Source organism: Enterococcus sp. DIV2379 (assembly GCF_050542965.1).
Classification (GTDB): Bacteria; Bacillota; Bacilli; order Lactobacillales; family Enterococcaceae; genus Enterococcus_D; species Enterococcus_D entomosocium.
This window is the reverse complement of the sequence record NZ_CP172938.1, coordinates 3,448,870-3,475,696: the sequence shown is the minus strand read 5'-3', so window position 1 is coordinate 3,475,696 and position 26,827 is coordinate 3,448,870. Positions and strand designations below refer to the sequence as shown.

The 26,827-nt window shown below is 41.0% G+C and carries 27 protein-coding genes; 13 read left to right on the top strand and 14 right to left on the bottom strand.

Features of this window, described 5'->3' with window-relative positions; translation table 11 throughout:
• Positions 1 to 297 precede the first annotated feature (297 nt).
• The 3 genes from IGI92_RS16005 to IGI92_RS15995 are packed head-to-tail and all read right to left on the bottom strand — an operon-like array spanning position 298 to position 2,236.
• A complete protein-coding gene (locus IGI92_RS16005) occupies positions 298 to 1,227 on the bottom strand; it encodes an NAD-dependent epimerase/dehydratase family protein (RefSeq protein ID WP_087664488.1) in 930 nt (309 codons plus the stop codon).
• Positions 1,212 to 1,904 (bottom strand): type 1 glutamine amidotransferase domain-containing protein, encoded by a 693-nt coding sequence (locus IGI92_RS16000; RefSeq protein ID WP_430607465.1) that lies wholly within the window; start codon positions 1,902 to 1,904, stop codon positions 1,212 to 1,214. The genes IGI92_RS16005 and IGI92_RS16000 overlap by 16 nt, the downstream gene beginning before the upstream one ends.
• A complete protein-coding gene (locus IGI92_RS15995) occupies positions 1,901 to 2,236 on the bottom strand; it encodes an ArsR/SmtB family transcription factor (RefSeq protein WP_142437256.1) in 336 nt (111 codons plus the stop codon). Before IGI92_RS15995 ends, IGI92_RS16000 begins: the two co-directional genes overlap by 4 nt.
• A 296-nt stretch (positions 2,237 to 2,532) precedes the next feature.
• On the opposite strand from IGI92_RS15995, the gene IGI92_RS15990 reads away from it, so the two are divergent.
• The 12 genes from IGI92_RS15990 to IGI92_RS15935 all read left to right on the top strand — a co-directional run bounded on the left by IGI92_RS15990 (position 2,533) and on the right by IGI92_RS15935 (position 16,344).
• Positions 2,533 to 4,008, top strand: a complete 1,476-nt coding sequence (locus IGI92_RS15990) for a helix-turn-helix domain-containing protein (protein WP_008381810.1) — start codon at positions 2,533 to 2,535, stop codon at positions 4,006 to 4,008.
• Positions 4,009 to 4,781: 773 nt separating this feature from the next.
• Positions 4,782 to 7,898, top strand: coding sequence for a BspA family leucine-rich repeat surface protein (locus IGI92_RS15985; protein ID WP_430607461.1), 3,117 nt, complete (start codon positions 4,782 to 4,784; stop codon positions 7,896 to 7,898).
• 39 nt (positions 7,899 to 7,937) lie between these two features.
• The gene (locus IGI92_RS15980) at positions 7,938 to 8,456 is read left to right on the top strand and encodes a hypothetical protein (protein ID WP_430607459.1); all 519 of its coding nucleotides are present in this window, start codon (positions 7,938 to 7,940) and stop codon (positions 8,454 to 8,456) included.
• Positions 8,457 to 8,481: 25 nt separating this feature from the next.
• On the top strand, positions 8,482 to 9,045 hold the full coding sequence (locus IGI92_RS15975) for a hypothetical protein (RefSeq protein ID WP_429968883.1): 564 nt from the start codon (positions 8,482 to 8,484) through the stop codon (positions 9,043 to 9,045).
• Between the two features lie 34 nt (positions 9,046 to 9,079).
• Entirely contained in the window at positions 9,080 to 9,418 is a 339-nt protein-coding gene (locus IGI92_RS15970; protein WP_194188591.1) for an LPXTG cell wall anchor domain-containing protein, read from the top strand.
• A 176-nt stretch (positions 9,419 to 9,594) separates the two neighbouring features.
• A complete protein-coding gene (locus tag IGI92_RS15965; protein ID WP_194188590.1) occupies positions 9,595 to 9,942 on the top strand; it encodes a DUF7006 family protein in 348 nt (115 codons plus the stop codon).
• A 351-nt stretch (positions 9,943 to 10,293) separates the two neighbouring features.
• Positions 10,294 to 11,691, top strand: coding sequence for a polysaccharide deacetylase family protein (locus tag IGI92_RS15960; RefSeq protein WP_430607455.1), 1,398 nt, complete (start codon positions 10,294 to 10,296; stop codon positions 11,689 to 11,691).
• A 36-nt stretch (positions 11,692 to 11,727) separates the two neighbouring features.
• On the top strand, positions 11,728 to 12,246 hold the full coding sequence (locus IGI92_RS15955; protein WP_430607452.1) for an RNA polymerase sigma factor: 519 nt from the start codon (positions 11,728 to 11,730) through the stop codon (positions 12,244 to 12,246).
• Between the two features lie 33 nt (positions 12,247 to 12,279).
• Positions 12,280 to 13,119, top strand: a complete 840-nt coding sequence (locus IGI92_RS15950; RefSeq protein WP_430607450.1) for an RsiV family protein — start codon at positions 12,280 to 12,282, stop codon at positions 13,117 to 13,119.
• A 411-nt stretch (positions 13,120 to 13,530) separates the two neighbouring features.
• Positions 13,531 to 13,911, top strand: a complete 381-nt coding sequence (locus IGI92_RS15945) for a MarR family winged helix-turn-helix transcriptional regulator (RefSeq protein ID WP_016613715.1) — start codon at positions 13,531 to 13,533, stop codon at positions 13,909 to 13,911.
• A gap of 80 nt (positions 13,912 to 13,991) precedes the next feature.
• Positions 13,992 to 15,368, top strand: a complete 1,377-nt coding sequence (locus IGI92_RS15940; protein ID WP_430607448.1) for an MATE family efflux transporter — start codon at positions 13,992 to 13,994, stop codon at positions 15,366 to 15,368.
• Between the two features lie 352 nt (positions 15,369 to 15,720).
• A complete protein-coding gene (locus IGI92_RS15935) occupies positions 15,721 to 16,344 on the top strand; it encodes a YoaK family protein (protein ID WP_430607446.1) in 624 nt (207 codons plus the stop codon).
• Between the two features lie 78 nt (positions 16,345 to 16,422).
• On the opposite strand, the gene IGI92_RS15930 is transcribed toward IGI92_RS15935, so the two are convergent.
• The 11 genes from IGI92_RS15930 to IGI92_RS15880 form a co-directional block, all read right to left on the bottom strand.
• On the bottom strand, positions 16,423 to 16,962 hold the full coding sequence (locus IGI92_RS15930) for a DUF1697 domain-containing protein (RefSeq protein ID WP_430607443.1): 540 nt from the start codon (positions 16,960 to 16,962) through the stop codon (positions 16,423 to 16,425).
• Between the two features lie 278 nt (positions 16,963 to 17,240).
• On the bottom strand, positions 17,241 to 18,632 hold the full coding sequence (locus tag IGI92_RS15925; RefSeq protein ID WP_430607441.1) for an oxaloacetate decarboxylase subunit alpha: 1,392 nt from the start codon (positions 18,630 to 18,632) through the stop codon (positions 17,241 to 17,243).
• Entirely contained in the window at positions 18,629 to 19,171 is a 543-nt protein-coding gene (gene citX, locus IGI92_RS15920) for a citrate lyase holo-[acyl-carrier protein] synthase (protein WP_430607438.1), read from the bottom strand. The genes IGI92_RS15925 and citX overlap by 4 nt, the downstream gene beginning before the upstream one ends.
• A complete protein-coding gene (gene citF / locus IGI92_RS15915; RefSeq protein WP_005233060.1) occupies positions 19,164 to 20,696 on the bottom strand; it encodes a citrate lyase subunit alpha in 1,533 nt (510 codons plus the stop codon). The genes citX and citF overlap by 8 nt, the downstream gene beginning before the upstream one ends.
• Positions 20,697 to 20,698: 2 nt before the next feature.
• Positions 20,699 to 21,586, bottom strand: a complete 888-nt coding sequence (gene citE, locus IGI92_RS15910; RefSeq protein WP_430607434.1) for a citrate (pro-3S)-lyase subunit beta — start codon at positions 21,584 to 21,586, stop codon at positions 20,699 to 20,701.
• Entirely contained in the window at positions 21,574 to 21,882 is a 309-nt protein-coding gene (gene citD / locus IGI92_RS15905; protein WP_005230465.1) for a citrate lyase acyl carrier protein, read from the bottom strand. Before citD ends, citE begins: the two co-directional genes overlap by 13 nt.
• Before the next feature lie 12 nt (positions 21,883 to 21,894).
• Positions 21,895 to 22,890 (bottom strand): [citrate (pro-3S)-lyase] ligase, encoded by a 996-nt coding sequence (gene citC / locus IGI92_RS15900; protein ID WP_430607430.1) that lies wholly within the window; start codon positions 22,888 to 22,890, stop codon positions 21,895 to 21,897.
• A 12-nt stretch (positions 22,891 to 22,902) separates the two neighbouring features.
• On the bottom strand, positions 22,903 to 23,028 hold the full coding sequence (locus IGI92_RS15895; protein ID WP_008381833.1) for an OadG-related small transporter subunit: 126 nt from the start codon (positions 23,026 to 23,028) through the stop codon (positions 22,903 to 22,905).
• 24 nt (positions 23,029 to 23,052) lie between these two features.
• Positions 23,053 to 24,168: a sodium ion-translocating decarboxylase subunit beta gene (locus IGI92_RS15890; RefSeq protein ID WP_005233072.1), complete on the bottom strand. Its 1,116-nt coding sequence runs from the start codon at positions 24,166 to 24,168 to the stop codon at positions 23,053 to 23,055.
• A 23-nt stretch (positions 24,169 to 24,191) separates the two neighbouring features.
• Positions 24,192 to 24,605, bottom strand: a complete 414-nt coding sequence (locus IGI92_RS15885; protein ID WP_194188581.1) for an acetyl-CoA carboxylase biotin carboxyl carrier protein subunit — start codon at positions 24,603 to 24,605, stop codon at positions 24,192 to 24,194.
• A gap of 9 nt (positions 24,606 to 24,614) precedes the next feature.
• On the bottom strand, positions 24,615 to 24,881 hold the full coding sequence (locus IGI92_RS15880; protein WP_223597790.1) for a hypothetical protein: 267 nt from the start codon (positions 24,879 to 24,881) through the stop codon (positions 24,615 to 24,617).
• A 512-nt stretch (positions 24,882 to 25,393) separates the two neighbouring features.
• Between IGI92_RS15880 and IGI92_RS15875 the strand changes: the two genes are divergently transcribed.
• Positions 25,394 to 26,740: a CitMHS family transporter gene (locus tag IGI92_RS15875; RefSeq protein WP_008381841.1), complete on the top strand. Its 1,347-nt coding sequence runs from the start codon at positions 25,394 to 25,396 to the stop codon at positions 26,738 to 26,740.
• Positions 26,741 to 26,827: the final 87 nt, after the last annotated feature.

The following is a 26,827-nucleotide window of genomic DNA, read 5'->3' as shown; positions in this document are numbered from 1 at the left end:
TGCTTGTTTTTTTCTATTAGCCCGAGCAAAGAAAAAGGAAACAGAATGTCTTATTAAAGCCAATTAGGCCTACGCCTAATTGGTTTTCTATATTCCTGTTCTAATTGTGTTTGGGTGGGATGAATATCCTTTTTATTAATAATAGTGACGGTGTAATGAACGGTTTTGCTAACGGTAAAATAAGTATATCTAATTCAACTTTCTACTAACGCGAATATTCTTTGAATTTGATTTACTAAAAGCTGGGTAGCTTCTCATCAGTCATTCTCTTCATTGGGGTTAATAAAGTGTTGTCAGTCATCCTGCCCTATTCTCAACAAGTACCTGCCTAATGCCTTCTTCAAACGTTGTGATCTTAAAATGAGGGAATGCCTTTTTGAATTTATCAGAGACAAAAAGATTATCCACCGTGTATCTAGGTAATAACTCACTTAGTTCGCGCGCGTTTTTACTGAATAGCTTAGCAAGTTTAAATTGCCACAAAGGAATGACGCGGTATTTCAATGGTTTGCCTTCAATTTTTTCGGCGAGATCGATCATGTCTTGGAAACTATGAGGTGTATCACAGGGCAAATGCCAAGTTTGGCCATAGGCACTAGGCGTATTTCCGATAAGGGCCATTGCCCGGCTAGCATCAGGTGTCCATATAAGTGTGCGTAAGGTGTCCTTATTGACAGGTATTTTGACGGGAGCATTGTGGACTATATTGTTTAAGACAAGTGTATTAGTAATGCTCTGGGTCTTGCCAGGGCCGTAAAACTCTGGGGCTCGACAAATCACCGCATCTAAACGGCCACTTTCCATCTCGGATAAAACCAATTGAGCCATTTTAGAGCGTACGAGGGACTTCCTGCCTGCTGGAAAAAATGGCGTGTCTTCCTTTTGGGGGGTACGATCCTTTGGATACATATAAGTATTATCAAAAAAAACCAGTTTGCTCTGTGCTTCTTGGCAAGCGCGGATGACATTTTCTGTGATTTTCATAAAATTGGTTTCCCACAGCTCAGCATCCATCGGTAACCCAACAGTGAAGTAAACAATCTCACTATGTTCAATCGCTTTTTTCGTTTGCGAAAAGTCCATCAAATCTGCGGAAACGATCTGATCTGTAGGATTGATTTTTTGAGGCTTCCGGCTAACTAGTCGAAGCTCATTTGTGTAATTTTTGTATAGTTCTTTTGCTAGTTCATAGCCGATTTGTCCATTGCTTCCTAAAATTGTTTGCATGACTGTACCTCCTCAAGATATAGTTTTGCTACAGCACGTACAGAAAAAGGATTTTGGCCAGTGATGATCCGCCCATCTTTTAGGGCAAATGCTTTATAAAAGCGTCTTTTTTTGAATTGAGCGTTTCTTTCTTCTGCGGCGGTTTGATTAAAGAAAGGAACTTTGTTCATTTTCCCGGCGAGAAATTCTTCGGTTTTCGTAAATCCTGTGATTTTTTTTCCAGAAATCAAAAAGCTTCCTTCTCTATCTTTTATATTTAGTAAACCAGCGATTCCGTGGCAAACAGATAAAATATACCCATTGTTTTCATAAATGGCTAAAGCGAGTTCTTGCAGCTCTTTATTATCAGGAAAATCCCACATGACACCATGCCCTCCGGTAAAATAAATCGCATGGTAGTCATTTGGATTTACTTCTGCGGGTTTTTTCGTTTGAATCAAGCCGTTTTGAATGAAATTTTCTTCCAGATAAATGTTCATAATGGCTTGATCTATATATTTCATGCTTCTTGGATCTAGAGGAACAAAGCCTCCTAATGGACTTACGAAATCAACGTCAACCCCTTGTTGATAGACCTCATCTAGAAACTCGGCACTTTCTCCTAACCAAAGTCCGGTAGCCTCGTTCGTGCCAGCATATTTTTGAGTGTTTGTTTCAACAACTAATACTTTCTTCATGAATGGTCCCTCTCGTTCATAATGTGAATGACTTTCGTTAAAAAGGATTGGAGTTTTTTTATTTCTGTTTGCTCATGATCGAGATAGTAATAATTTTTTGTTCCTTCTTGCCTGAAATTCACGATTTTGGCTTCTTTCAAGATTTTCAAATGATGTGAAATGGCGGGTCTAGATAAATTGGTGGCCTCTAATAAGGAAGTGACCTGTAAGCCAGCACAATTTTCCGCTTCTAGCAACCGAATGATGATAGCTTGTCTTTTTTTGTCACCTAGCGCGATTAAAAAATCACTTAACTCAGAAAAATCTTGTTGCAGATTGGCATAATCTATCATAATTGTCTCTCCATTATCGTTTAAAAGTTTAAACCATTAAACCATTTAAAGGAGATTTTTGCAATGAAAGAAGCTTGAGAGCATTCCTCTTCTCCACCATCGCTAAGGAGATTAGAATGTTCTGTAAGCAAATAGATAATAATGGAAAAGCATAAGAGCATTTGATCCTTTTTTGTGTATAGAAGCAGCTTATTTTTTTATGAAGTGATTAAGAGCCGTGTCTTGCTCATTTTTTGTTGTTGTGTTATGTATGTAACATCTAGACAAAAGACGTAGTGAGATATGAGGCGGAGAATATGAGAGACTTACAGTTAGCATTTATCAGTAATCGCACAACTAAGCGCTTATTTCGAGTTTTGAGTGTGATGGAACGAGATCGTTTATTTACAATTGGTGAAATGGCAGAAAAGATGCAAGTCACACAACGCACAATTGCAAATGATCTCAAGTATGTGAAAGACTATTTTGGTGATTGTATCACCCTAATTTCGGGGAATAGTGGCTTTCTTTTTGAAGAGAAAAAACCTTCCGTGTACCAAGAAAAGAAACAAGATTTGCTAGAAAATGAGTGCTTATTTGAAATCATCGGTCATATTTTTCAAGGGGAATTGATGGATATTGACGAGTTGGCCCATCATTATCATTTTTCTGAGAGCACGTTTCGACGGTTGTTGGGTCAATCGAACAAAATATTGAGCAGTTATCGGTTAAAATGGGTGTCGAATCCATTGACAATTGAAGGGAGCGAAGCGGATTTACGGAAATTCTTCAAAGACTTTTATTACGAAGGGATTGATACTGCCCATACCCTTGTTCCCGACCCCGCATTGCATGAGTTGGTCTTAACCCAGTTAAACAACAAACTAGGACAATATGATATTGGCTCTGGAACAACACCAGCTGCTTTTTACTATACTTTTTTTATTGCAATCAAACGGGCGAGCCTTGGTTTTCCGATAACAGTCCCGAAATACTTGATTGAATTAGCCTACAAAGGAAATAGCTTCTCCCTCCTGTATTCTTTAAAAGACGGAATCAACAAGCTTTACGGCGTAGAACTAGCGAAGGAAGAATTTGCATGGATTTATTTAGTTACTATTTGTAAACGTACCTTAGATCGAGAAGCATCGGAGGAAAAGTTCTACCAGCAGTTTCATCAAGGATCAGAAATTGCCAAACTTACGGAGGCTTACTTACAAGAGTTTGAGCTCACAAATGAGAGCTATGCCAAGATAAAAATTTTCTTGCAATCCTTCTTTTTGTCTAGAAAAGTGAACTATGCGTTAGCTCCTGCATTGAACAAAGAGGCACAGGACATCAAAGAATCTCTCATGCGTTCTGACAATGAAAACTATCAACGGAATTTACGATTTTTAAAGAAGCATCAAAGAAAAGACTTTTTGGCTGCGCCATATCTTGAAGATATTTGTGTGAGTTTAACGATCTACAGTGATTTGATTTTTGATTTTTATTCACCGACAAAAAGAATTTATTTTCTTCTAGAAGGTGATCACTTCATCTGCCAACAGATTCGAACTCGTGCAATGCAACAGTTTGGTACAAAGCACACGTTGACCTTTTTGCCATTGCAACATCTGACACAAGAAATATTAAATGCCGATCATATTGATTTGATTGTCACAAACTATAATCGGTACCTCTTAGACTATATTATTGAAACAGATTACTTGTTATTGAAAGCTGTCCCAGATGAGCATGACTGGCGGAATCTGGAAAGAAAAATTGATCCGTATCGAAAACCATTTCTCTAATCTCCGTACACTCGTTAAAAGTATTAACGAGTGTTTTTTTTCATTTATTTCATCTGTCTATGAAAATGTTGATTCCCATTTTATCTAAAAATCATGTAACCTTTATCATGTAAGAGATAGGTATGCATACAAACTTACAGACAAATGTATCAAAAACCTTCGTTTTTTAGAATAGACATTTGTTGTTTATTCTCTAAAATAGAAAACCTAATCTAATAACTTTTCCATGACATTCGATCGGATCGAATGTCTATTTTTGTTCTAATCTAAAAATCGAAGAAATTTGAGACTAATTAAGAAGTAGATATCTCTTTATTGGTTTAGGAAGGTTGTTTTTGGTGTTTTTCATCCATAAAGTATTCCACTTATTAAGTGTACAGACCTTTCTCGTTAAATGTTCTGAAATTTTTAAATATTGAATCACATTAGTACGAAAAACGAGGTGAAAGTGATTTGAATATATAGATCACTTGGTTAAATGACCTTATATTTATATGTTAGGAGGTGGTCAGGTGAAGAAAAGATTATTGACTGTATTATGTTTTTTGGTTGTTCAAGTTTTTCATCCTATTATTGTTTTTGCCGAGGTTCATGTTCGTCAAGAAGACGAAATTGCTCAATCCAAATCATCAAGAGAAGAAATAAATGAATCAGATAGTGACGAATATTCAGATGATACACTATTTGAGAGTGAGACATCAAAAGTAGTAGATAGCAATATATCAGAAAATTCACATGACAATGAACTAAAACAAGAAATAGAGTCTGTGGCAGTGGCACAAGAAAAAAGAGATAGTAAAGTTACAGACTCGATTTTAGTCAGAGGGATACCTACAGATCAAGGGTTATGGGGGACTGTACCTTGGTCTTATTACGAAGGAGAAGGAACAATCATAGTAGGTGGCGGAACAGCAGGGGCGGCAAGAGAGTCGCCATGGTGGCAGTATCGTCACATTCGCAAAATAATTTTTGAAGATCAAGTGATTTTACCTAGTAACTCGTCGGGGATGTTTAGGGAATTACAACTTTTAGAAGTCATAGAGAATGCAGACAAACTAGATGTTTCTAACGTCACTAATATGGAGAGTATGTTTCAAGTTACATGGCGGTTAAGGGAAATAGATGTTAGTAATTGGGACACGTCAAATGTGACTAATATGAGACTTATGTTTGGGAATCTGGCGGCCACACCCGCAGCTTTTACTAGGTTAGACCTTGCATCGTGGGATACATCAAGTGTCACGGATATGAGTCAAATGTTTATGAATGCTCAAAGTCTTACCACCTTAGATTTAAGAGCATGGGACACATCAAATGTCACGGATATGAGGGACATGTTTCTTCAAGCCAATAGTCTTACTACTTTAGATTTAGGAACATGGAACACATCAAAAGTTACGAATATGAGCCGAATGTTTAATTTAACCCGATCTCTCACACGATTGAATCTTAGTTCATGGGACACTTCCAGTGTTACAAATATGAGTCAGATATTTAATAATACTAATTTAAAATCATTGACACTCGGAGAAAACAGCTTGTTTTCAGCTGACACTCAGCTTCCAGCGATTCAACAAACAGACGGTTATACCGGTGGGTGGAAGTTGGAACCAGGTACAGAAAATCTTGGGATCAGGTATACCAGTTCAAGTGAATTCATGACAAGTTATGATGGCTGTTTTCCAGGTACGTATACATGGGAAATATTTGAAATGTGGGGATCCGTTCCATGGCTATATGATGGTATCTCAGAAACGATCATCTTGTATGGTGGAGAAGCTGGAGCAGTTGCAACTGCTCCTTGGAAAACTTATCCATCGGTCAAGAAAATCTTAGTCAATGATTCTGTTACTTTACCAAGAAATTCTTCCTTCTTATTTGATGGACTAGCAGAATTGGAATCTATCGAAAATGCTGATAAGTTTGATGTTTCTCAAGTAACAGACATGAGATTCATGTTTAGTCAGGTCCGTGCACTGAATATACTAGATGTTAGTAGTTGGGATACTTCTCAGGTAACTAATATGCGAGCGATGTTTCAAAATGCGAATTCTTTAAAGAAGATAGATGTTAGCAATTGGGACACTTCACAAGTAACAGACATGGCATTCATGTTTACCGAGGCGAGTGACTTAGAAGAAATTGACGTCAGCAACTGGAACACCTCTAGTTTACTGTCTACACAAACTATGTTTAACAATGTGAATTTAGAGGAAATAGATGTAAGCAACTGGGATACTTCTCAGGTAACTAATATGCGAACGATGTTTCAAAATGCGAATTCTTTAAAGAAGATAGATGTTAGCAATTGGGACACTTCACAAGTAACAGACATGGCATTCATGTTTGCCCAGGCGAGTGACTTAGAAGAAATTGACGTCAGCAACTGGAATACTTCTCAGGTAACTAATATGCGAACGATGTTTCAAAATGCGAATTCTTTAAAGAAGATAGATGTTAGCAATTGGGACACTTCACAAGTAACAGACATGGCATTCATGTTTACCAATGCAAGTGACTTAGAAGAAATTGACGTCAGCAACTGGAATACTTCTCAGGTAACTAATATGCAGAGTATGTTTGGTAATACTAACACATTAAATAGAATAACATTAGGAGAACAATCTATTTTTTCTGCTGCTGCAAACTTACCAGCAATCCCAAGTACTGAACAATATACTGGACGCTGGACGCTAGAAGAAAATTTGTCGGGTGATGGTTCGGTTATAACTTTTGAAAACTCAACTGAGTTTATGGCTAACTATGATGGTAGTTCCCCAGGAACCTATATCTGGGAGCGAGTAGCTCCAGAACAGCTTGTCGCAAGCATTGATCGAGTAAGCGATCAGTCCCAAACTATTACTGGATATGCAACAGAGTCCGTAGATGAGTTGACTATTAGTTACCAAACGACGTCTGGAGATAAGGTAGTTCTTGAAAAAGATGATCCTCGAATTGTTTGGGGCGATTATCAAGAGTCAAATCAACAAGTCCGACAGTTCCAAATTGATTTGATAGGGAATGAACGTCTTGAGACCGAGACAAAGGTAACGATTACAGTTTCGAAACCTTCTGTTGAAACGACCGGTGATAGAACGGAAGAACAAACAGTCATAAAAGGAATTAATTATCGAGCGAATAACTTCACTTTAGACCGTTTCAAAATTAATGAATTAAGCACGCAAGAAGAATTAGATGCTTTGATCCTTCAAGAAAGTCGCGCGCAAGCCGTAAATGTGTTGACGGAAGCGGATATGACGGATGACTTTCGCATCGTAGAAACGGATCTTACACGAGAAGTGGACGAAGACGGCAGTTACTTCGCTGTTCTTGAGGTGGGGAATAAAGCCTACCAGATGACCATCGGTATCGATGTGACATCGAAACTTGAGCATATGCGAGTAACGATCCCGACCAAAATGGTCTTTGAATCCTTGTACAATCCGGCGGAATCGAATCGTAATTTTGAAAGCCAAGCGTATGAGATCCGCAATCAATCGCCACTTGCTGTGGATACCTATATCAATCAATTGGCGATCGATGATTCTGCCGGAATCGTCTTGTTAGAAGAGGGAGAAGATCCCCTCGATTACGCTGAAAGTGAGAGCGAAGAGGAAGACCCAACCCTTACTTATGACGATATCTCAACCCCGCTGTTGCGATTGAACCTAAAAACGGAAGAAACCCAGATCCAACTCTATGAAACGATGGAAGAACAACACTTGGTTCGCTTAGAAGAAAGAAGTCGCGTGCCGATTTCCTTAACGGGGGATTTCTATGGGGACTATCCCCAGTGGGTCGTTGATTCAGAAGCCGATCAAGGCGGGTATTATGAAGACTTACTTGTACCGAATTATCGCATCGTCTTACGCTTTGTTCCACGAGACTAAGAAAAAAAGATCGTACCAAATGTGAAGGAGGTGAATCCATTGGAGCAAACGAATCAAACCGAAAACAAAAAACGACGGAAATGGCTCTGGTGGTTGTTGCTATTGGCCGTACTTGCCGGTGGACTCGGGTACTATTTCTATCAATCAAACGAAGCGGTTCCGTTGATCAGTGCAGACCTTTTGCCTGAATCTGGCGATGCCACCGATCAGCGATTATCTGAACGGGCGCAGGAAATTGCAGATGCGAATTATTTCACCCTGCAAATCAATCCAGAAGCCATTTTTGAAGATGGTCAAAGCACGGGATCCATCGAAATCGTTAATCCAGGCACCAATGTGTACCCAATCGCCGTGGACATCTCTTTACTGGCGAGCGGGGAAGTCATCTATTCTTCCGGTGCGATCTATCCAAATCAATTTGTTGAAAATGTCGCCTTAGCGACACCATTGGCAAAAGGAGAGTATCCTGCCAAAGCCACCATCAATATTTACGACCCTGAAAGCAAAGAAAAACAAGGGGTCACTGAAGCTGAATTAACGATTATCGTTAAGAATTAAAAAAAGGAAAAGTGAGGAAATAAAAATGAAAAAATTTGTAGCAGCTATTCTAAGTACAGCAACGATCGCAGGAGTAATCGCAAGCGGCACCACCGCTTTTGCGACACAAACTATTGATGGACGTGAAGGCGATACGTCAGGAGATGTTCAAGTAAACGGGATCATCGGTGAATTCGAGAATACAACACCTGGACCAAATCCCGATGACTTGAACCAATGGATCAATGTAACGATTCCAACGACTGCTTTGTTCTATACGACTGAAGCGTCAAGTCATACAGAGATCGTTTCGCCTACGTACACAGTGACAAATAACTCAGCAGTTGGTGTGATCGCTTCTGTTGCAGGTGTTGATACACCATTGAATATGTCTGAAGTAGACTTGTTAAACGTAAACGGGATTGAGTTGTTTGAAAACGGCACACCAACTGTAACAGAAACAGAATTGTTTACCCTTGAAGGCAACCAAGGAACGAATGAAGGGACGTTTGCGTTCACTGGTGAAGCAACACCTGCCAATGCATCAGAAGAATCAAACCCAAGTTTCAAATTGGTCTTGAGTTTTGCGTCGGATGTAGAGGAAGACTAAAAACTGAAATCCCAGTAAAGAAGGGATCTATCGTATGAAAAAACGAAAAAGAATCATTTTTTTCATCGCTGCATTACTGGCTCTGACTGTCTGGGAGCTATCAGAAACTGTTGTCGCAGAGGCGACAACAGGGCAGGTCACTGTGACTGGTCGAATTGGTGAAACAGCGAAGGAAGAGGAAGAAGCAGACGATGACAATAAGAAAACGATCGTCGCAGATACTTCTCAAATCGGACAAGGGAAATTACCGCAAACAGGTTCTTCAAACACAAGCAGTTTGATCATCCTGGGGTATGCACTCATAGTATTTTCTATCTTATTACTATTGAGTAAAAGCAGACACATTTATGGAACGACTGATTACTATAATTAGTGAACAAATAAATGAGTAGGCAGAGTATTCTATAATTACTTATGCCCTATCAGAACACCTCGATGGAGCTGATAGGGCAGTTTTATTTAATTGTTATAAAAAGGAAGGCAAGATAATAGCGTTTAGCTGATACAAATAAAATTTTAGGAAAAATACATAGAAAGAGGGGCAAATGAATGGACGGTGGAAACAACCACGAAACCTTTTCTTACTACTTCAATTTTAAGAAAATAAAAAAAGGTATTGAACGTGAAAAATTGGAAGTATATTGCGAAAAACACCTAACTGAATTCGGTCAGCTGATTGAATCGATTTCAAAAGATAATTTCTGGGAAGTGCTCCCAAAAATTCTAGGACTTGATGCAAAGATGAATCTAGTTTCAGAATTATCTCGATTCGACGATTTCTCAGCAGATGAGATTATTAGAATTACTGAGAATGATTACAAGACATATTTCAAAGAAATCTGTGGTTATGATCTAAGTGTAGAAAAGAAGAATTCTATCGTATTCAATGTGTCATAGGTTTTGCATAAATAAAAATTATCTTAAAAAAGGCTTCGAAAAAAAATTTTTTGAAGCCTTTTTTTGTTTTCCGCAAGTATTAAGATTAAGAACTAACGCTATTGTCTAATGACATAGTTAAGGGAAAATGCAAAGGTCTGATGTCAAAGCTAAACCTTAAAGGAAAAGATAGGAAAAAACGAATAATTTGGAAGTTACTATTTTTCGCTAATGAATTTAGACAGCAACATTATGGAGATAAAGGAATCACGATTAAGAAAGTTCACGATTGATAAAAACTTGCTAATAAATGAAACTATTTGACCTGTTCTTTCGTCATACCCTATAGAACAACGAAAGAGAGGAAATACTATGAGAAAAAAATTATTGTTAATAGCTATATTCTGTGCACTGATTCTTACGTTAGTAGTGGGTGTCACGTATAAGTATCTAATGAGTCAAGTGTATGGAGAAGAACAAACAAATTTTGAAACGCAAGTCGAAAAAACAATTAAAACTGAATTTTTTGATCGTGATATCACTCAGATTGAAGAATCAAAGAGTGGCGATAATCAATACAATAAATATTACCTGTACTATTCTGCGACTGAAAATAAAAATATTATAAAACAATTGGAAGCTCAAACTCAGGTTGCTTCGAAACAATTGAAGGATTCTCGGTCAATGGTGCTTTCCTATGTCAATGAGGAAAAGGTGAATGATGCCCTTATTAATCGACAATTAGTAACAAAGGAATATATTTGGGATGATAAAACAAAGTCTTTGAAATATTTAGGTGAATTAAAAGAATTATCTGAAATACTCTTATCCAAAAATCGAAATGAGCCTCGATTAAAAGATATTGTCAACGATGAATCAGACTTGCTTGCGATAAACAGAATTGTACAAGAACAGCTACTTAGTACTCGAACTAAATTAAAATCAACAATTGATGAGGACGAATTAGATCAAGTGTTAACAAATGACTTTTTAAGCAAGGATAGTAAGATAACCATTCTCCCCCACTCAATACAAATCGCTTTTGATAAAGAGGTTTTAGGGGTGACAAAGATGAATGTCGACATTGAAAAAATTCTGCCTTTTATTAATCCAGCGATCGTTTCTGATAATAATCTGCCGAAAAAATCCTTAGACCAAAAAAGAAACTATATCGCGCTCACCTTTGATGATGGACCTAACGATACGTCTACGAAAAAATTACTAGGAGAGTTAAAAAAAGAAAAGATCAAAGCGACTTTTTTTGTTTTAGGTCAGATGGTTGATAAGAACCCAGAGGTCGCGAAAAAAATAGTGGGAGAGGGGCATGAAATTGGCAGTCATTCATACACTCACCCAGACTTGACTCAAGTAACCCTGGATAAAGTCAAAGAAGAAGTACTGAAGACTGATAAGGCAATATTTCATGCTACAGGGGTATTGCCAAAACTCTTTCGACCACCTTACGGAGCAGTAAACGGCGCCGTTGCCAAAACCATCGGATTGCCTATTATTCAATGGAATGTAGACTCTGAAGATTGGCAAGTCAAAAATAAAGATTTGATTGTAAATAAGGTAATTGATACTGTAGAAAATGGATCAATCATTTTGATTCATGATATCCATGAACGTTCCGTAGAATCCATTCCAGAAATGGTAAGTCAACTAAGAAAAAGAGGCTATGAGTTTGTGACTATAAGCGAATTGCTCTCTTATGGACAAAAACCACTAAATCAGTATTTTGGTTTAGCTGACCAAAGAGAAATTAAATAGCAGTCTTTTCTAGTCCCTTGGAGAGTTGTTGAAGGAGTGATCTTTATTTTTAAGCATAGAAGTCAAACAAAAAAAGTGCGCTATTATGAGCATCTACTAGAAGAACTGATAGAAGGTAAATATGATCAAATGTATCGAATTGCCTACAGTTATGTTTATGATCACGAAGATGCTTTAGATGTCCTGCAGGATAGCTTTCAAAAGGCGTTAAAAAGCTTTAGAAACACAGTAGAAATTGATAATTTTCAAGCATGGTTCTATAAAATTTTAGTAAGAACCGCGATTGATCAATGGCGAGTGAAGAGACTAAGACCATTTGGGTTAGCCTTTGAAGAAACTATAGAACTAAGACATTTTCGTTTCGATCAAAGTGAATTTCTTGAACTAAAGGAAATTCTAGAGAGAACGCCTAGTCCGGAAAGAGATATCATCATTTTAAAATATTTTGATGGATTTACCTTGCAGGAAATTGCTCAAATACTTAATTTAAATGAGAATACGGTGAAAACGAAGATGTACCGTTCTCTTGTTCAATTTAAGCATCTTTTAAATTAAAAAAAATAAGATATGAAAAGGAGAATGAGCGAAATGAAACAGCACACGTTTGATGGAGAAAACCAAGAACAATTAAAGCGTGAAATAGTTGCACGTTTTCAAATAGAAAAGGCAAAGGTATACGAAGAAAAGAAGCGAAAAGTACTTAGAAGAGGCGTCGAAAGCGTGATCTTGGTGGTTTTTAGTTTTTTGATTATGCTTCAAAATACTACCTTTAGAGGTTTTGCATCAGAAATACCTATTTTGGGGGATTTGGTATCAATTATAACTGGGGAAACGCTTCTGTTCAGTCAAGAGGAGGCAGAAATCACTATTGATGTGCCTAAGATAACAGAAGAAAATCAAGTGTATTCGCAATTAAATGAAAAATATCTCCGTGAAGGACAACGAGCATATCAAAGTTATATAGACGTAATAAATAAGGTGGACGAAAAACAAATGTATGTCAGTGGTACCTATGATGTGAAAGTCAATGATAATCGATTTTTAGTAATCGACCGTACATTTGAAGAGACAGTGGGGAGCACCAATGTCGAACATCGATTTGATACATTCGATAAAAAGAACGAGGTCTTATTATCATTAAAGATGTTATTTAAAACGGAAAACTATTTAGAGGTGCTGGCTCAGGAAATTGAGCACCAAATGAAAGAGCGGATGAGAGTAAATAGCGATATCAAATATTGGGTTTTAGACTATAAAGATACAAATTGGTTGGAGAATGATCCGAATTTTTATATTAATGAAAATCATGAACTAGTTATTTCGTTTGATAAATATGAAGTTTCGGCTGGATACATGGGGACACAAGAGTTCATAATACCTACTACAGTATTGAAGCCGATCTTAGTTGACGAAAATTTTTTTAATTAGATCGATAAATCAGTTTAAGCTTATTCAGAAAATGATTTCTGGATAAGCTTTCTTTTTTTCGCTAGCAAGAGCGGAAAATAAAGCCTACTTTTCTAATTGGCTTTGATACCATGAGGGGAAAAAATCGATGAACCCAGAGTCTCTTTTATACACGTTTACTACAAAGGCAATAAAAAGTCCCTTGTTGTCTGCTTTTGTGAGTAACTTTTCCACAGTGTGGAACTCCCTGAGCCTTACTACCATTATTGGATTTGAAAATAATTAGAGATCTAATTATTAGGTAGCGAATCTTTTTATTGACTTTCCTTTTTAACCGGTGTATATTCTTTTCGAATAGTTAGATATCTAACATTTGGCAAAGGGGGAGTCGTTTTGGAGGAACTGATCGTTTCGAATTTGATGCGTTCCATTATGAATAAGTCACGGGAATCGATGGAACTGCGTATAAAAGACCTGGATATCAGTCAGCAGCAAGGAAGAATGATTGCGTATATCGCACAAAATGAAGACAAGGGATTGATTCAGAAGGATTTGGCCCAAGTGTTTCAACGTCGTGATGCCAGTATCACAAGTATGCTTCAAGGGTTAGAAAAAAAAGGGTATATCGAACGCCGCATCCCAAAAAATAATGAGCGGCAAAAAAATATATACGTTTTACCTAAAGGAAAAGCGTTGATTGATCAAACCAATGAAGCTTTTTATGCGGCAGAAAAAGAACTGGTCCAAGCACTGAATGCAGAAGAAGTCGAAGAACTGACTCGTTTGTTAAGAAAAATCGATCAAAGTCTATGAGCAATAAGCAGTCAATCACTGCTTATTGCCTTAAAGTTAGAATTCTAACAGTTAACTATCTAATAGAAGGAGGAATCATCATGGAAGAAGTCACAATGAATGAATCCAATATTTACTACTTAAGCGAAAGTCCGGTGCGAAAGGCAATTGCCCATTTATCGATCCCGATGATGGTTGGTATTTCAACCACGACGATCTATAATTTGATTAATGCCTATTTTATTGGATTGATCCATGATACCAATATGATGTCGGCGATTACCTTGGCGATGCCCATTACGATTCTGTTGATGGCCGTTGGGAACATGCTGGGTGTTGGTGGAGGAAGCTATATCACACGACTACTAGGCAATGGAGACACTCAAAAGGGCAAGAAAGTTGCCGGCTATGCGTTTTACTCGAGCATCCTGCTCGGTGTAATCATAGGGATTGTCGCAGTAATTTTCATGGATCCATTTATTCATTTACTAGGAGCAGGTGGGCAGACATTTTTGTATACAAAACAATATTCACTGATTTTGTTTGTTGGTGGAGCATCGTTCATTTTAAATTTTGCTTTGGAACAATTGGTGCGTTCAGAAGGGGCATCAAAAGAATCAATGTATGGCATGTTTGTCAGTGTTGCAGTGAGTATCCTACTTGATGCATTATTGATTCTCGTCTTTAACCTACATGTGATCGGTGCAGGGCTATCACTGGTGATTGCGAATATCGCTTCAACAACGTATTATGTCTGGTTCCTAGAAACGAAAAGCGAGACATTGAAGGGTTTTTTAAAAAGCATGAAACTTTCAATCAAAGATCAGCTAGAAGTTTATAAAATAGGGGTATCCGAGCTGTTTAAATCAGCTTTCATGATCGTCACCACATTATTGTTGAACAATTTTTCTGCTGAGTATGGGGACAATGTTGTGGCTAGCTTTGGTATCGCTGTTCGAATCACGCAATTACCGGAATTTTTAACAATGGGTCTATTTTTGGGTGTCATACCGTTATTTGCTTACAGTTTCTCTGCCCATAACACGAAACGAGTGAAAGAAGCACTAAAAGAAGTATCTTTGTGGATAGGTGGGATCTCCATCCTTTTTGCCTTGATTGTGTATTGGTTGCGAGTGCCTGTGCTGGGGTTATTTACAAGTGATTCTCGTGTGATCCAAGTTGGCTTAACGATTTTAGGGGCCCAGTTGGTTTCTTCGATCTTTAATGGTTTCTCTGGTTTATTCACGGGCATCTTTCAGGCATCTGGACTAGGTGCTCAGACCGGAGTGATGTCCACGATTCAAGGAACATTCTTTATTCCAATCGTTTTAGTGCTGCATCATTTCTATGGATTGGATGGATTGATTTGGTCAATGACGATTACAGAAGGTATCGCGTTTGTTGCGGGTGTCTTAATGATGATTCCTTATCTAAATAAACTAAATAAGGATGACCTGCCCGCCATGCAAAACCAGTAGCATATAAGAAGCAGGTACGTTTGAACTATTGGTTTCTGGATGAAAAGATAGCGAAAGGTTTCTTTTCGAATCTCGGGCATGGGAAGCTCAACGAAGTTTGCTTTGTTGGGCTTCTTTACTTGCTATTTATTTTCTTTGCATTAAAGTAAGAGGAGATGTTGATTCTGTTATACTTACTATTGAAAAAAACTCCATTTCAAGGATAAACGATCTTTTTCATGTATCAATAGAAGAAAAGCGTCTAAAACAAATGCTATTAGCAAAATTATCAAGCGATTGAGGAATCTACTATGCAAAAAAAATTTATAAAGTTGTCGCTGTCTCGAATAACAGTCGTCTGTTTGCGATTTTAATGGCTTTTTCAGGTGGGGCATTAGATGTCTATTCTCATAATTACTTTCATGGATTAGTTGCTACTCAAACTGGGAACATTATTTTGATGGCTTCGAATTTATCCCAATATAATTGGCAGCAAATGCTGCCTAAGATTGTATCGATCGTTTTGTTTACGGTAGGATTTTTATTAGGTATTCTTCTAAAGCGCAGCAATTTCAGTCATTATTGGCGCAGTTACACCATGCTACCTGTTATTTTATCGAGCTTGATCATTCCCTTGTTGTCTCAAAACTTGCACCTTTTTAAAATTGGTCTGCTTGCTTTTGGCAGTGGCTTGCTGATGCTGACGTTTACTGGAACGCAAATCGAAGGAAATCCTTATACGATCATGATGACCTCAGGAAATTATCGGAAAATGCTAAATGAATGGTATCTGTATCTGACCTCACGGAATAAAACGTCGCTTCAAAAACGCAATGCCCATAACTATACGATCGTCGTGCTCTCATTTGTCATTGGTGCTTGTTTACTAGCCTTTATCAGTCTTATTTTGAAAAAATATTCAATTTGGATCGTAACCTTCACGTTTCTGCTGGCACTTTTTATTGAAATCCATCAAGCGAAAAAGACGATTCGATAGTCAAAGAAAAACCGTCAGAGGGACTCCTGCTGACGGTTTTTCTTATAAGCTGAAACAGGAATATTTTTTAGAATGTCCTCACAGCTCCGCAATCTTCCGTACGGTATTGATGGTCCGAATCGTAATCTGCTTGCCGACGCTAGTGCTGGCTGTTTTTTTCCACCAATTGGTTTTTTGATAGTCTTTGCGGAGGTAGGACCAGAAGACGACGTCTTTGTAAGGAAAAACCTGTTCAAGGGTGGCATTCGGAGCCCCGAGTTTTTCAGATAACACCTCGTAGGACAGTGAAGGCATCAAAAAGATCAGGTTGTCATAGATGGTTTTATCTTCCGTTCCTGACCAGTCAGGTATATGGGTCAAGCGTTCCTGCAGCTCTGTTTGGCGAATGATATAAATAGCGATATCAAAGGAAAAGTACCGTTTGATCATTGCTTGAATCATTTCGACAAGGGCTTGTGGATCATCCCCTTTACTGGAAAAAATCACATTGCCGCTATTCAAATAAGTGACCACATTGCTAAATCCCAATTCTTCAAAACCGGCTTTCAATTCTTTCATAGAAATTTTGTTCTTTCCACCGACATTGATGCCTCTTAATAAAGCGATGTATCGTTGCATGGATAACCCCTCCTTTAAAACCCTTCTTTTAGCTGATTATAGAATGGATGGAGCGGAAGCACAATCCTGGCTTCTCAGCTACCCAAAATACGTGAGCGAGAAGCGACTAATACAAGATTATTGGCGAGGTGGATACAGCGCGGGGCTTTCGAGCTTGGCGGTTTAGTAAAAATGAAGATGAAAATATCCGTAAATGCTAACAACCCTCACAAATTTGCTAAAGCAAGCGAATTTGTGAGGGGCACTTTAAGTTGTTTTCTCTATTTCTGGCTTCATTGTTAATCCACCGCAATCCTCACAGACACTGTCTGTACGGGGACATCATAAAAGGGATCTTCTCGTCGGCCTAAAAAGTCTTGGGCTTGCTGAGGGAAGAGGGCGTACATCAGCACGTCTTCTTCACTTTGGGCATACTCAGCGATTTCTTCCCGAAAGGCTGGCAGTTGTGGTGCCAGTAGATCAGCTGGTCTGACGGTGATCACTTCAGCATCTCCGATGATTGTTTCTTTGATTTCGTCGGTGATGGGTGCTGGCGATTGACCGTAAAGTCCTTTGACGTAATCTTTGATCTCACTTGGGACAAGTTTGTAACGTTCTCCTGAAATCACATTCATCAAGGCTTGGGTACCGACCATTTGCGACAATGGGGTCACTAGTGGCGGATAGCCCAAGTCTGCTCTGACTTTTGGTACTTCTGCTAGGACTTCTTCATACTTGTCTTGCAATCCTTGTTCCGTCAATTGGCTGAGTAGGTTTGACAACATGCCACCAGGTACTTGATAGATCAAGGTTTTAGGTTCGATATCTTTGACTTTCGGGTTCAGTAGTCCTTCTTCGCGGAAACGATCACGAACGGGATTGAAATGTTCAGCAATCTCAGCGACTTTCTGCAAATCAAGTCCCGTAGCAAAGCCGCAATCTTCTAAGGCGATTGCCACAGATTCGGTTGCTGGCTGACTGGTGCCGCCAGCAAAAGAGGAAATGGCGGTATCAATGATGTCTGCACCGGCTTCCGCAACTTTTAAGTAGGTCATCTCAGCGATGCCGCTGGTGGCATGGGTATGGACTTCTAGCGGCAGATCGACGGCATCTTTGATTCGGCTGACCAGCTCGTAGCCGGTTTGCGGCGTCAAAACGCCGGCCATATCTTTGATACAGATGGAATCGGCGCCGAGGTTTGCCATTTTATGGGCAAGGTCAACGAAGTAATCCACGGTATGGATTTGGCTAGTAGTATAAGAGATTGCCGTTTGACAGTGTCCACCGGCTGCTTTTGTGGCGCGGATGGCGGTTTCTAAATTGCGAACATCATTTAAGGCGTCAAACAAACGAAGAATGTCGATGCCGTTTTCGACCGATTTGGTCACAAAGTCAGCAACGACGTCATCGGCATAGTTTTTGTAACCTAAGAGATTTTGTCCCCGTAAGAGCATTTGCAATTTGGTATTTTTCACTTCTTTGCGGATCGCCCGCAATCTTTCCCATGGGTCTTCATTTAAAAAACGCAGACAAGCATCGAAGGTCGCGCCGCCCCACATTTCAAGGGCATGATAGCCTGCTTGATCCATGGTTTTTAAAATCGGCAGCATATCACTGGTAGGCATTCGCGTGGCGATCAGACTTTGTTGGCCGTCCCGCAAGACGGTTTCGGTAAATTGGATTTTTTTCATTCTTTCACTCTTTCCTGAATGATTTTACGGATCTGCTGCTGTATATCTGCTACGCTATGAGTTCTAGAACGGCCACAAACTTTGGCATCTTGTTCACAGACGTAGCAGCTTCTTGCCGGCAGTCCGATTTCGGTGCGGCTGATAGGTAAAAGCTGGTCTTGGTTTTTGGCTAAGACATCCAGATCCACCAATCGACCATAAGGATGATGGGTCTCAATCTGAACCATCATTCGTTTTAGTTCATAAGGATCTGTGGGCAGTACGAGATAATATTCCGGTCCAGTTTCCAAACTACGGTAGAGGTTTGCCAGTGGAATCAGTTCCTTGACGGCCTCTTCGATTTCCGTAATGAGTTCTTCAAAAACGGCGGTCAATGGGACAGAATTTTTCACGGGACCGGGAATATTCATGGTGGCAACAAGCAATGCCGCTTTTTCATCCGCAGCGAGAAGCTCCCGTTGAAGGGAGCTTCTATTTTCTCGCGCCTGCAGCATATCGGTTAGCGTCACAGGGGTTCCTGAAAATAGGGCATCAGACATTTTTGACCACATCAATGATCGTGCCATCGCGGTATTCGATCAAAGCGACGGTTTTTTCCCCGTACTTGATTGGTTCGGGTTGACCGACAATGCTGTAGGCTTTTTCTTTTAATTCTTCAATGGTGTATTGGGGAATATCCAATGCTTCAAAATGGCTGATCAGGTCTTTGCGAGCTGGATTGATGGCGATCCCGATTTCTGTGACGACGACATCAATGCTGGCGCCTGGCGTGACGATCGTGTTGACGGTATCGACGATCGTTGGGATCCGTCCCCGCACAAGAGGAGCGATCACTAAGCTCATTTTGCACGCCATACTGGTATCTGAGTGGCCACCAGAAGCACCGCGGATCACACCGTCAGAACCGGTGATGACATTGATATTGAAATCCGTGTCGACTTCCAGTGCGGAAAGAATGGCGGTATCCAATTGATTGATAAACGCCCCTTTGCTTAATGGTGAGGCATACATATTGGCATCGATCTCGTAATGATTGGCGTTTTTCCCTAGCGATTGTGCGGAAGGGTGATCAAAGTCTTGGACATCGATCAGTTTTTCCACTAATCCTTCTTCTAACAGTTCCACCATGGCATTGGTAATGCCGCCGAGGGCAAAGCTGGCTTTGATCTCATCTTTGATCATTGCTTCGCGTAAAAAACGAGAAACGGCTAATGCGGCACCGCCTGTTCCGGTTTGGAAGGAGAAGCCTTGTTGGTAGTAAGGCGAGCTCGTGATGACCTTGGCTGCATACTCAGCAATCAGTAATTCCTTTGGATTTTTGGTAAAGCGGGTCGCACCTTTTGCGATCCCTGCAGGATCACCGATGGCGTCGACTTCCACGACATAATCGACATCCGTTTGGGGAATGCTGATTGGGGTATTTGGAAACGGCACCAGGGTGTCGGTGATGATCACGACTTGGTCGGCGTATTTTGCATCGACCATCGCATAGCCCAATGAGCCACAGGTTGCTTTTCCGACGGTACCATTGGCATTGCCATACGCATCTGAGCTAGGCGCCCCTAAGAAGGCGACATCGATGTGGATATCGCCGGCGGCAATCGCACGAGCCCGACCGCCATGAGAACGGATAATGACTGGGGCATCCATAATGCCTTCGGAGATTGCGGCACCGACTTTGTCCCGCAGACCGCTGGAGGTGATATTGGTCACGACCCCAGATTTGATATGTCCGATCAATGGTTCATGGACATTGGCGATGGAACTAGGGGCAATCGCAAGATTCTTGATGCCCATTTTTGCGATCTCGTCCAAAACGAGATTCATGATAAAGTCCCCTTCGCGAAAATGATGGTGGAAGGAGATCGTCATGCCGTCCGTTAACCCTGTTTTTTCAATGGCTTCACGAATACTGCCCAAGACCTTGCTTTTGCCCGGCAGGACTGGCTCGATCTTGCGACTCGCTTCTTTGTAGGCATGGATATTGGCTGTTTCATTTTCGAAGACCCCGTATTGGTTGGCATAGCATTCAGGGATGTCTTTTCCTGCTTTGTTTAACACCATAATTACACTTCCTCCTCGGTAATCAATTTCGCTGCTTTGGCAAGGGCAATCACGCGTTCCGCTCGCTCAACGATTGGTTTATCGACCATTTTGCCATTCAAGGAGATCACACCAGAACCTTTGCTTTCGGCTTCACGAATGGCCCAGATCACTTCTTTGGCCTGTTGGATCTCGGCTTTTGAAGGCGCATAGATCCCATTAACTAGGGGAATCTGCCGGGGATTGATCACTGATTTTCCGTCAAAACCAAGCTGCTTGATGCGGGTCGTTTCAGCGATAAAGCCATCTGTGTCATTGATATCAGAAAAGACGGTATCGATGGCGGCGATCCCCGCAGCTCTAGCTGCATGCAAAATCATACTGCGGGCAAACAACAACTCTTGCCCATCTGGGTAGCGACGGGTTTTCATATTGGTGACATAATCTTCTGCCCCTAAAGCGATCCCGATCAAGCGGTCGGAAGCTGTGGCGATGTCTCGGGCATTTAAAACGCCTTCGGCCGACTCGATGGCAGCCATCATTTTGGTGGTTCCTACCGGTAGATCATTGTCTTTTTCCACTTGTGTAATCACGGCGGCAACATCAATGATGTCTTGGGCGGTTTCGGTTTTCGGTAGACGAATGACGTTGACCCCCGCTAGGACCATCGCTTCGATATCAAAGGCACCCACCGTGTCGAGTCCGTTGATGCGCACGACGGTTTCGATGGCAGAATAGTCAAAGGTTTTTAAGGCAAAATGCACCAGTGTCCGAGCAGAGTCTTTTTCATTCAAGGAGACCGCATCTTCTAAATCAAACATAACGGAATCGGCGCCATACAATGGCGCATCCCGTAGCATGGCAGCGTTAGCTCCTGGTACAAACATCATCGTTCTTCTTAAACGTTCCATGTGTCGATCTCCTTCCAAGCATACTGTTCTTGTTCGGCGGCCCGATGAACGGCTGTCAGAGTTCGGGCTTTGATGGTACAGTCCAATGCGCCTTTATCGGTGGCGGTGATTTTGGCCTGTGTCACGCCTAGATGGTTCAGCGTCTCAAGGATGACGGCGCGAATTTGTTTGCCGAATTGTTTTTCGACACTGCTATCGAGGGTCAGCTCGATGGTTTGGGTTGTGGTGGGCTCGATCGCGATCAAGATATCACTGGATTCAACGGAGCCGGCAACCGCACTTTTTTTGATTTCCACTTATTATCACCTCTAAATATAGTTATGCTGCATTAAAAATGAGAACGTTGTTTCTGGCAAAAATTGCTGCAAGGAAGGTATATCTTTTTCTGCAATCGCTTTCCGAACGTTTGTAGCCGAAACGGTTGATTGGTTGATCTTCAGACGGTCGATCACGATCAGTTCAAGCTCGGGAGAAAAAACGGCAGCCATCGCCTCATTGTAGAGTTGGGTCACGGGCGAATAAGGCTCTGAGCCTACAAAACGCGTGGTGATCGCCAACAGCGGGGCAATTTTTTCTTTGAAGAGGGTTGCATCAAAGGCGGCTTGTTTTTTGGCGATCGCCTCAGGTGCTTGCTCTTTCAAGAAATAACTGGGAAAAACTGCCGAAGAGACGAGATAGTTGTTGGTTGGCAGCACCGTTACATTTGGCAGGTGAGCCACGCCATCCATCACCATCTGCAGCCGTTCACTGGCAGAAAATTGCGAGCGGCCTTCTGATAAAACGAACACATAAACCTGTTCTTTTTGACTCGCAGCCGTTTCGACTAAGTACAAATGTCCCTTGGTAAAAGGATTGGCGTTCATCACGATCGCGCCGTTGTTTTGTCCGATTCGCTGCCGTTGCAGTTGTTGGGCATAGCTTTCATAAGAAGGAACGCCTTGTTCCATGAACAAGATGTCTTGCGCAGCGAGCACTTCACGAAACCCGAGAGATTCAAAAAACAGACGATTTTTCGGTGCTGTATAGACGAAGGACTTGGTATAGCCCTCGTCTTTGATATGATCGCTAAGGTGCGAAATCAATTGCGTCAACAGCTGTTCGGAGCGTTTTTTTTCACAGACCACCACATACTTGATGATATTGGCATAGCAAGAAGCAGTAGCAATCAAGGTTTGCTGGTCAAAAATGCCGACGGTATAGGCTACTTCTTCACCGACGGCTAAGCCAGCACGGGTGATCAATTTTTGCCATTGCAAAAAGACTTCCGGATCTTTTTGCAGCCAGATTCTTTTTAGGGTATACATACAATGCCTTCTTTATTTTTTTACTGGGAAGAGCTTCGACAAAAGCAAGGATGCGAAGTAGATGATCAGGATCACGACAAAGACGCCGCCCCAACCGAATAACAACAATTCAAATGAAGTCAGTAAATCTTGACTCATAATTTTCCTCTCCTTTCTAGTGACCTAAGCAATCAGTGCCAGCAGTAAGCCACCGGCGATGACCGAAGCAATCTGTCCTGAAACGTTGGCACCGGCTGCATGCATCAAGATAAAGTTTTGCGGATCTTCATCTGTCGCCATTTTTTGGATGACACGACTAGACATTGGAAACGCAGAGATACCAGCTGCACCGATCATTGGGTTGATTTTTTCTTTACGGAACAAGTTCAGCACTTTCGCAAACAACACGCCGCCGACCGAGTCCATAATGAAGGCAACCAGCCCTAAACCAATAACCATCAATGTATCGACTTGTAAAAATTCTTCATATTGCATTTTCACAGAAATTGATAAACCTAGGAGGATACTGATGATATTCACCAGTTCGTTTTGAGCGGTGATGGACAAACGATCTAAGACACCACATTCCCGCAAGAGATTTCCGAACATCAAAAATCCGACCAATGGCAATGAAACAGGAGCAATCAACCCTGCTACGATCGAGATCACGATCGGGAACAAAATTTTTGCCGTTTGCGAAACTTCACCGGCACGATACGTCATGCGGATTTTTCGTTCGTGCTTGGTCGTCACAGCTTTGATGGCTACCGGTTGAATGATCGGTACTAGCGCCATGTAAGAGTAAGCTGCTACCATGATCGCACCCATATATTTCGAGTTCAGCGTATTTGCGACAAAAATCGACGTTGGTCCGTCAGCGGCACCGATGATCCCGATGGAAGCTGCGTCGTTTAAATCAAAACCAAGCAGCACGGCAACGATGATCGTAAAGAAGATCCCGAATTGCGCAGCGGCACCAAACAATAAAAGAAATGGATTTTGCAGCAATGGACCGAAGTCGATCATCGCACCAATCCCGATAAACAAAAGCAAAGGGAACAATTCAGTTGAGATTCCCATATCAAACAATACTTGGAACGGGCCAGCTTCTCCACCAGCACTTAACACACCTGAGTTCGGGAAGTTCACTAACAACGTGCCCAATCCCATAGGGACCAACAAGGTTGGTTCATATTCTTTCTTGATCCCCAAATACATCAATAGACCACCGATGAGCATCATAACGATCCGTCCCGGCTCCGATCCTAACCCGACTACACCTTCAATTAACGTTTCCACTACGTCACTTCCTTTTCAATAAATTAGCCGATCGTAATCAGCAGTTCTCCTGGGTTGACCATATCGCCCGCATTGACTGCAATGGCAACAACGGTTCCTGCTTTTGGTGCCACGATTTCATTTTCCATCTTCATGGCTTCTAAAATCATCAATGATTGGTTTTCTTGCACAGTATCCCCCACATTGACCAAGAGACGTAAAATCGTTCCCGGCATTGGAGAATGAATCGGCTCGCCGTCAGCAGGAAGTGTAGCTGGCACTGGCTGTGGTGCTACTTCTGGTTCTGGTGTGCTGACTGCCTCTGGTTGAGCAGGTACCGCTGCAGGAGCCGGTGTTGGCACTGCTGGGGCAGGAGCGGTAGGTTGCGGCGCACCGATTTCTTCCATTTCGACAAGGTATTCTTGCCCATCGATTGCTATTTTAAATTTACGTAACATGTTTTTCCCTCACTTGTTTTCATTTTTTTTGGCTATTTTTTTGATTGTGAACTGAGAATCAGGCAGCTCTCCTGCGGCAATACTGGCGGCAATCAGGGCGACTCGCTTAAATTCAGGATTGCGTTTCTCAATTCTTCGAATGACAAACTGACTTTCAGGGGAACACTCGGCACCTAGTGCGGCGGCTATCAGACTGACTAACGGATAATCTTCTGCAGGCGCCGGCTGATAGCCCGACACTTCTTGCCAATCAGACGCGGGTGGGTCTGCTATCATTTCCCTTGGCTTCAGAGGAGGACTGACAGGCGCATCTGGTTCATCATGCGTTTTTTTGAACAATCTTTTAATAAGATTCATGGGTTTCTCCTTTCTCAATGATTCGTTCCCTTTCATTATAGAAACTCCCGTTCAATCAGCGAGATTTATTTCGGCTGAAAATTGTTTTTTCAGTGTTCCTTTTTTGAGAAAAGAGTGAAAAACCGATATAAACGTTGATTTATCAAGGTTTTTCTTGCGTTAATATTCTGTTAAGAACTTTTTAAACGAAAAATAAGATTTGAAAAGAGAAATTGTTTTTTTGCTGTTCTTTTTTTAAACGGGTCTTTTTTTCTATTTCTTGATTGTTTATTCTTAGACGTGTAAAGCATTCAATAACATTATTTCCTTTAAGAAAAGAAAAATATTCACAAACTAGTGACGCTTGTCGCTAACAAATTACGGGCCTGTAATTTTTTTAAAATGTTTTTTGATAACGCTTACACATTTCGATGCATGAAAGGAAGAAGAAAATGTTCTTAACAATTTTGTCCTATGCCATGATTATTGTCTTCATGTTTGTCATCATGAAGAAAAAAATGTCACCCTTTACATCCTTAGTAATTATCCCATTACTATTTACCCTCGTTGCGATGGTTGCCGGTGTTTCCGAAAAAGGCAACATCGGTGATTTTGTCCTTGAGGGCATCTCCACAACAGCCAACACAGGAATCATGTTGCTGTTTGCGATTTTGTACTTTTCCATTATGTTGGATGCCGGTTTGTTTGATCCAATCACGAAAAAAATGATTTATTTTGCTAAAGGCGATCCGATGAAAGTCTTGATGGCAACGGCAGTCGTTGCCGCTGCGGTCTCTTTGAACGGTGATGGAACGACCACTACCTTGATTTGTTGTTCTGCGTTTATTCCCATCTACAAGAAGCTGAATATGAAAATGATGAACCTTGGTGTCTTGATCATTTTGCAAAACACCATCATGAACTTATTGCCATGGGGCGGACCGACTGCCCGAGCAATGGCCGTGCTGGAAGTTGATGCGGATATTCTTTCTTATTTGTTACCAGGAATGATTTTGTCTCTGTTATATGTGATTTTCTTCGTGGCTCGCAGAATGGGGATCCAAGAACGGAAACGTTTAGGGGTTACGGAACTGACGAACGATGAGATATTAGAAATGACGACTGTGACTGATCCTGATACATTAGCGATCCGCCGTCCGAAAAACTTTGTCTTCAACGGTATCTTAACGATCGTCTTGATTGGCTGGTTAGTAGCAAGCTCCTTTATTTCTAGTATCGCTTTACCACCAATCTTGTTATTCCTTGTAGGTACTTGTATCGCATTGATGGTCAACTACCCAATTTTGAAAGATCAATCGTCACGGATCGGTGCCAACGGCGGCGACGCTGTGCAAGTAGTAATTTTAGTTTTTGCAGCGGGCGTCTTCATGGGCTTGTTCCAAGGCTCTGGGATGGCTACTGCCTTAGCGAATAGTTTCACGCAAATCATTCCTAAACAATTGGCTGGTTTCTGGGGCATAGTTATCGCCCTGATCTCTGCACCTGGGACCTTCTTTATTTCCAATGATGGGTTTTACTTTGGGGTTCTACCGGTCTTAGCAGAAGCGGGTCGTTCGTATGGCTTCACCAATATGCAGATGGCCTTGGCGTCCTTAATGGGCCAAGCGTTCCACTTGTTAAGTCCATTGGTTGCCTTCATCTACTTGCTATTACGCTTGACTGGCTTAGATATGGGGCAATGGCAAAAAGAAGCGGCGAAATACGCACTGGGGATTTTCGTGATCTTTGTCGTTACGATCGTACTATTAGGTCATATGCCGTTTTATATTCCACAGTAACTTCATAAAGAAACTATCGAGCAGGCTGCCATTTTGCTCGGTAGTTTTCCTTGTTTATCGATATATCTATTTTTTCCCAAAAATCTC

Excerpts from the sequence above, each read along its gene's own strand:
- IGI92_RS15960 (WP_430607455.1), top strand. The coding sequence starts at position 10,294 with ATGAGAAAAAAATTATTGTTAATAGCTATATTCTGTGCACTGATTCTT.
- IGI92_RS15945 (WP_016613715.1), top strand. The coding sequence starts at position 13,531 with ATGAATAAGTCACGGGAATCGATGGAACTGCGTATAAAAGACCTGGAT.
- IGI92_RS16000 (WP_430607465.1), bottom strand. The coding sequence starts at position 1,904 with ATGAAGAAAGTATTAGTTGTTGAAACAAACACTCAAAAATATGCTGGC.
- IGI92_RS15940 (WP_430607448.1), top strand. The coding sequence starts at position 13,992 with ATGGAAGAAGTCACAATGAATGAATCCAATATTTACTACTTAAGCGAA.
- IGI92_RS15875 (WP_008381841.1), top strand. The coding sequence starts at position 25,394 with ATGTTCTTAACAATTTTGTCCTATGCCATGATTATTGTCTTCATGTTT.
- IGI92_RS15935 (WP_430607446.1), top strand. The coding sequence starts at position 15,721 with ATGGCTTTTTCAGGTGGGGCATTAGATGTCTATTCTCATAATTACTTT.
- IGI92_RS15925 (WP_430607441.1), bottom strand. The coding sequence starts at position 18,632 with ATGAAAAAAATCCAATTTACCGAAACCGTCTTGCGGGACGGCCAACAA.
- IGI92_RS15965 (WP_194188590.1), top strand. The coding sequence starts at position 9,595 with ATGGACGGTGGAAACAACCACGAAACCTTTTCTTACTACTTCAATTTT.
- IGI92_RS15930 (WP_430607443.1), bottom strand. The coding sequence starts at position 16,962 with ATGCAACGATACATCGCTTTATTAAGAGGCATCAATGTCGGTGGAAAG.
- IGI92_RS15990 (WP_008381810.1), top strand. The coding sequence starts at position 2,533 with ATGAGAGACTTACAGTTAGCATTTATCAGTAATCGCACAACTAAGCGC.
- IGI92_RS15895 (WP_008381833.1), bottom strand. The coding sequence starts at position 23,028 with ATGAGTCAAGATTTACTGACTTCATTTGAATTGTTGTTATTCGGTTGG.
- IGI92_RS16005 (WP_087664488.1), bottom strand. The coding sequence starts at position 1,227 with ATGCAAACAATTTTAGGAAGCAATGGACAAATCGGCTATGAACTAGCA.
- IGI92_RS15880 (WP_223597790.1), bottom strand. The coding sequence starts at position 24,881 with ATGATAGCAGACCCACCCGCGTCTGATTGGCAAGAAGTGTCGGGCTAT.
- IGI92_RS15995 (WP_142437256.1), bottom strand. The coding sequence starts at position 2,236 with ATGATAGATTATGCCAATCTGCAACAAGATTTTTCTGAGTTAAGTGAT.
- citE (WP_430607434.1), bottom strand. The coding sequence starts at position 21,586 with ATGGAACGTTTAAGAAGAACGATGATGTTTGTACCAGGAGCTAACGCT.
- citC (WP_430607430.1), bottom strand. The coding sequence starts at position 22,890 with ATGTATACCCTAAAAAGAATCTGGCTGCAAAAAGATCCGGAAGTCTTT.
- IGI92_RS15885 (WP_194188581.1), bottom strand. The coding sequence starts at position 24,605 with ATGTTACGTAAATTTAAAATAGCAATCGATGGGCAAGAATACCTTGTC.
- IGI92_RS15970 (WP_194188591.1), top strand. The coding sequence starts at position 9,080 with ATGAAAAAACGAAAAAGAATCATTTTTTTCATCGCTGCATTACTGGCT.
- IGI92_RS15975 (WP_429968883.1), top strand. The coding sequence starts at position 8,482 with ATGAAAAAATTTGTAGCAGCTATTCTAAGTACAGCAACGATCGCAGGA.
- citF (WP_005233060.1), bottom strand. The coding sequence starts at position 20,696 with ATGGTGTTAAACAAAGCAGGAAAAGACATCCCTGAATGCTATGCCAAC.
- IGI92_RS15950 (WP_430607450.1), top strand. The coding sequence starts at position 12,280 with ATGAAACAGCACACGTTTGATGGAGAAAACCAAGAACAATTAAAGCGT.
- citX (WP_430607438.1), bottom strand. The coding sequence starts at position 19,171 with ATGTCTGATGCCCTATTTTCAGGAACCCCTGTGACGCTAACCGATATG.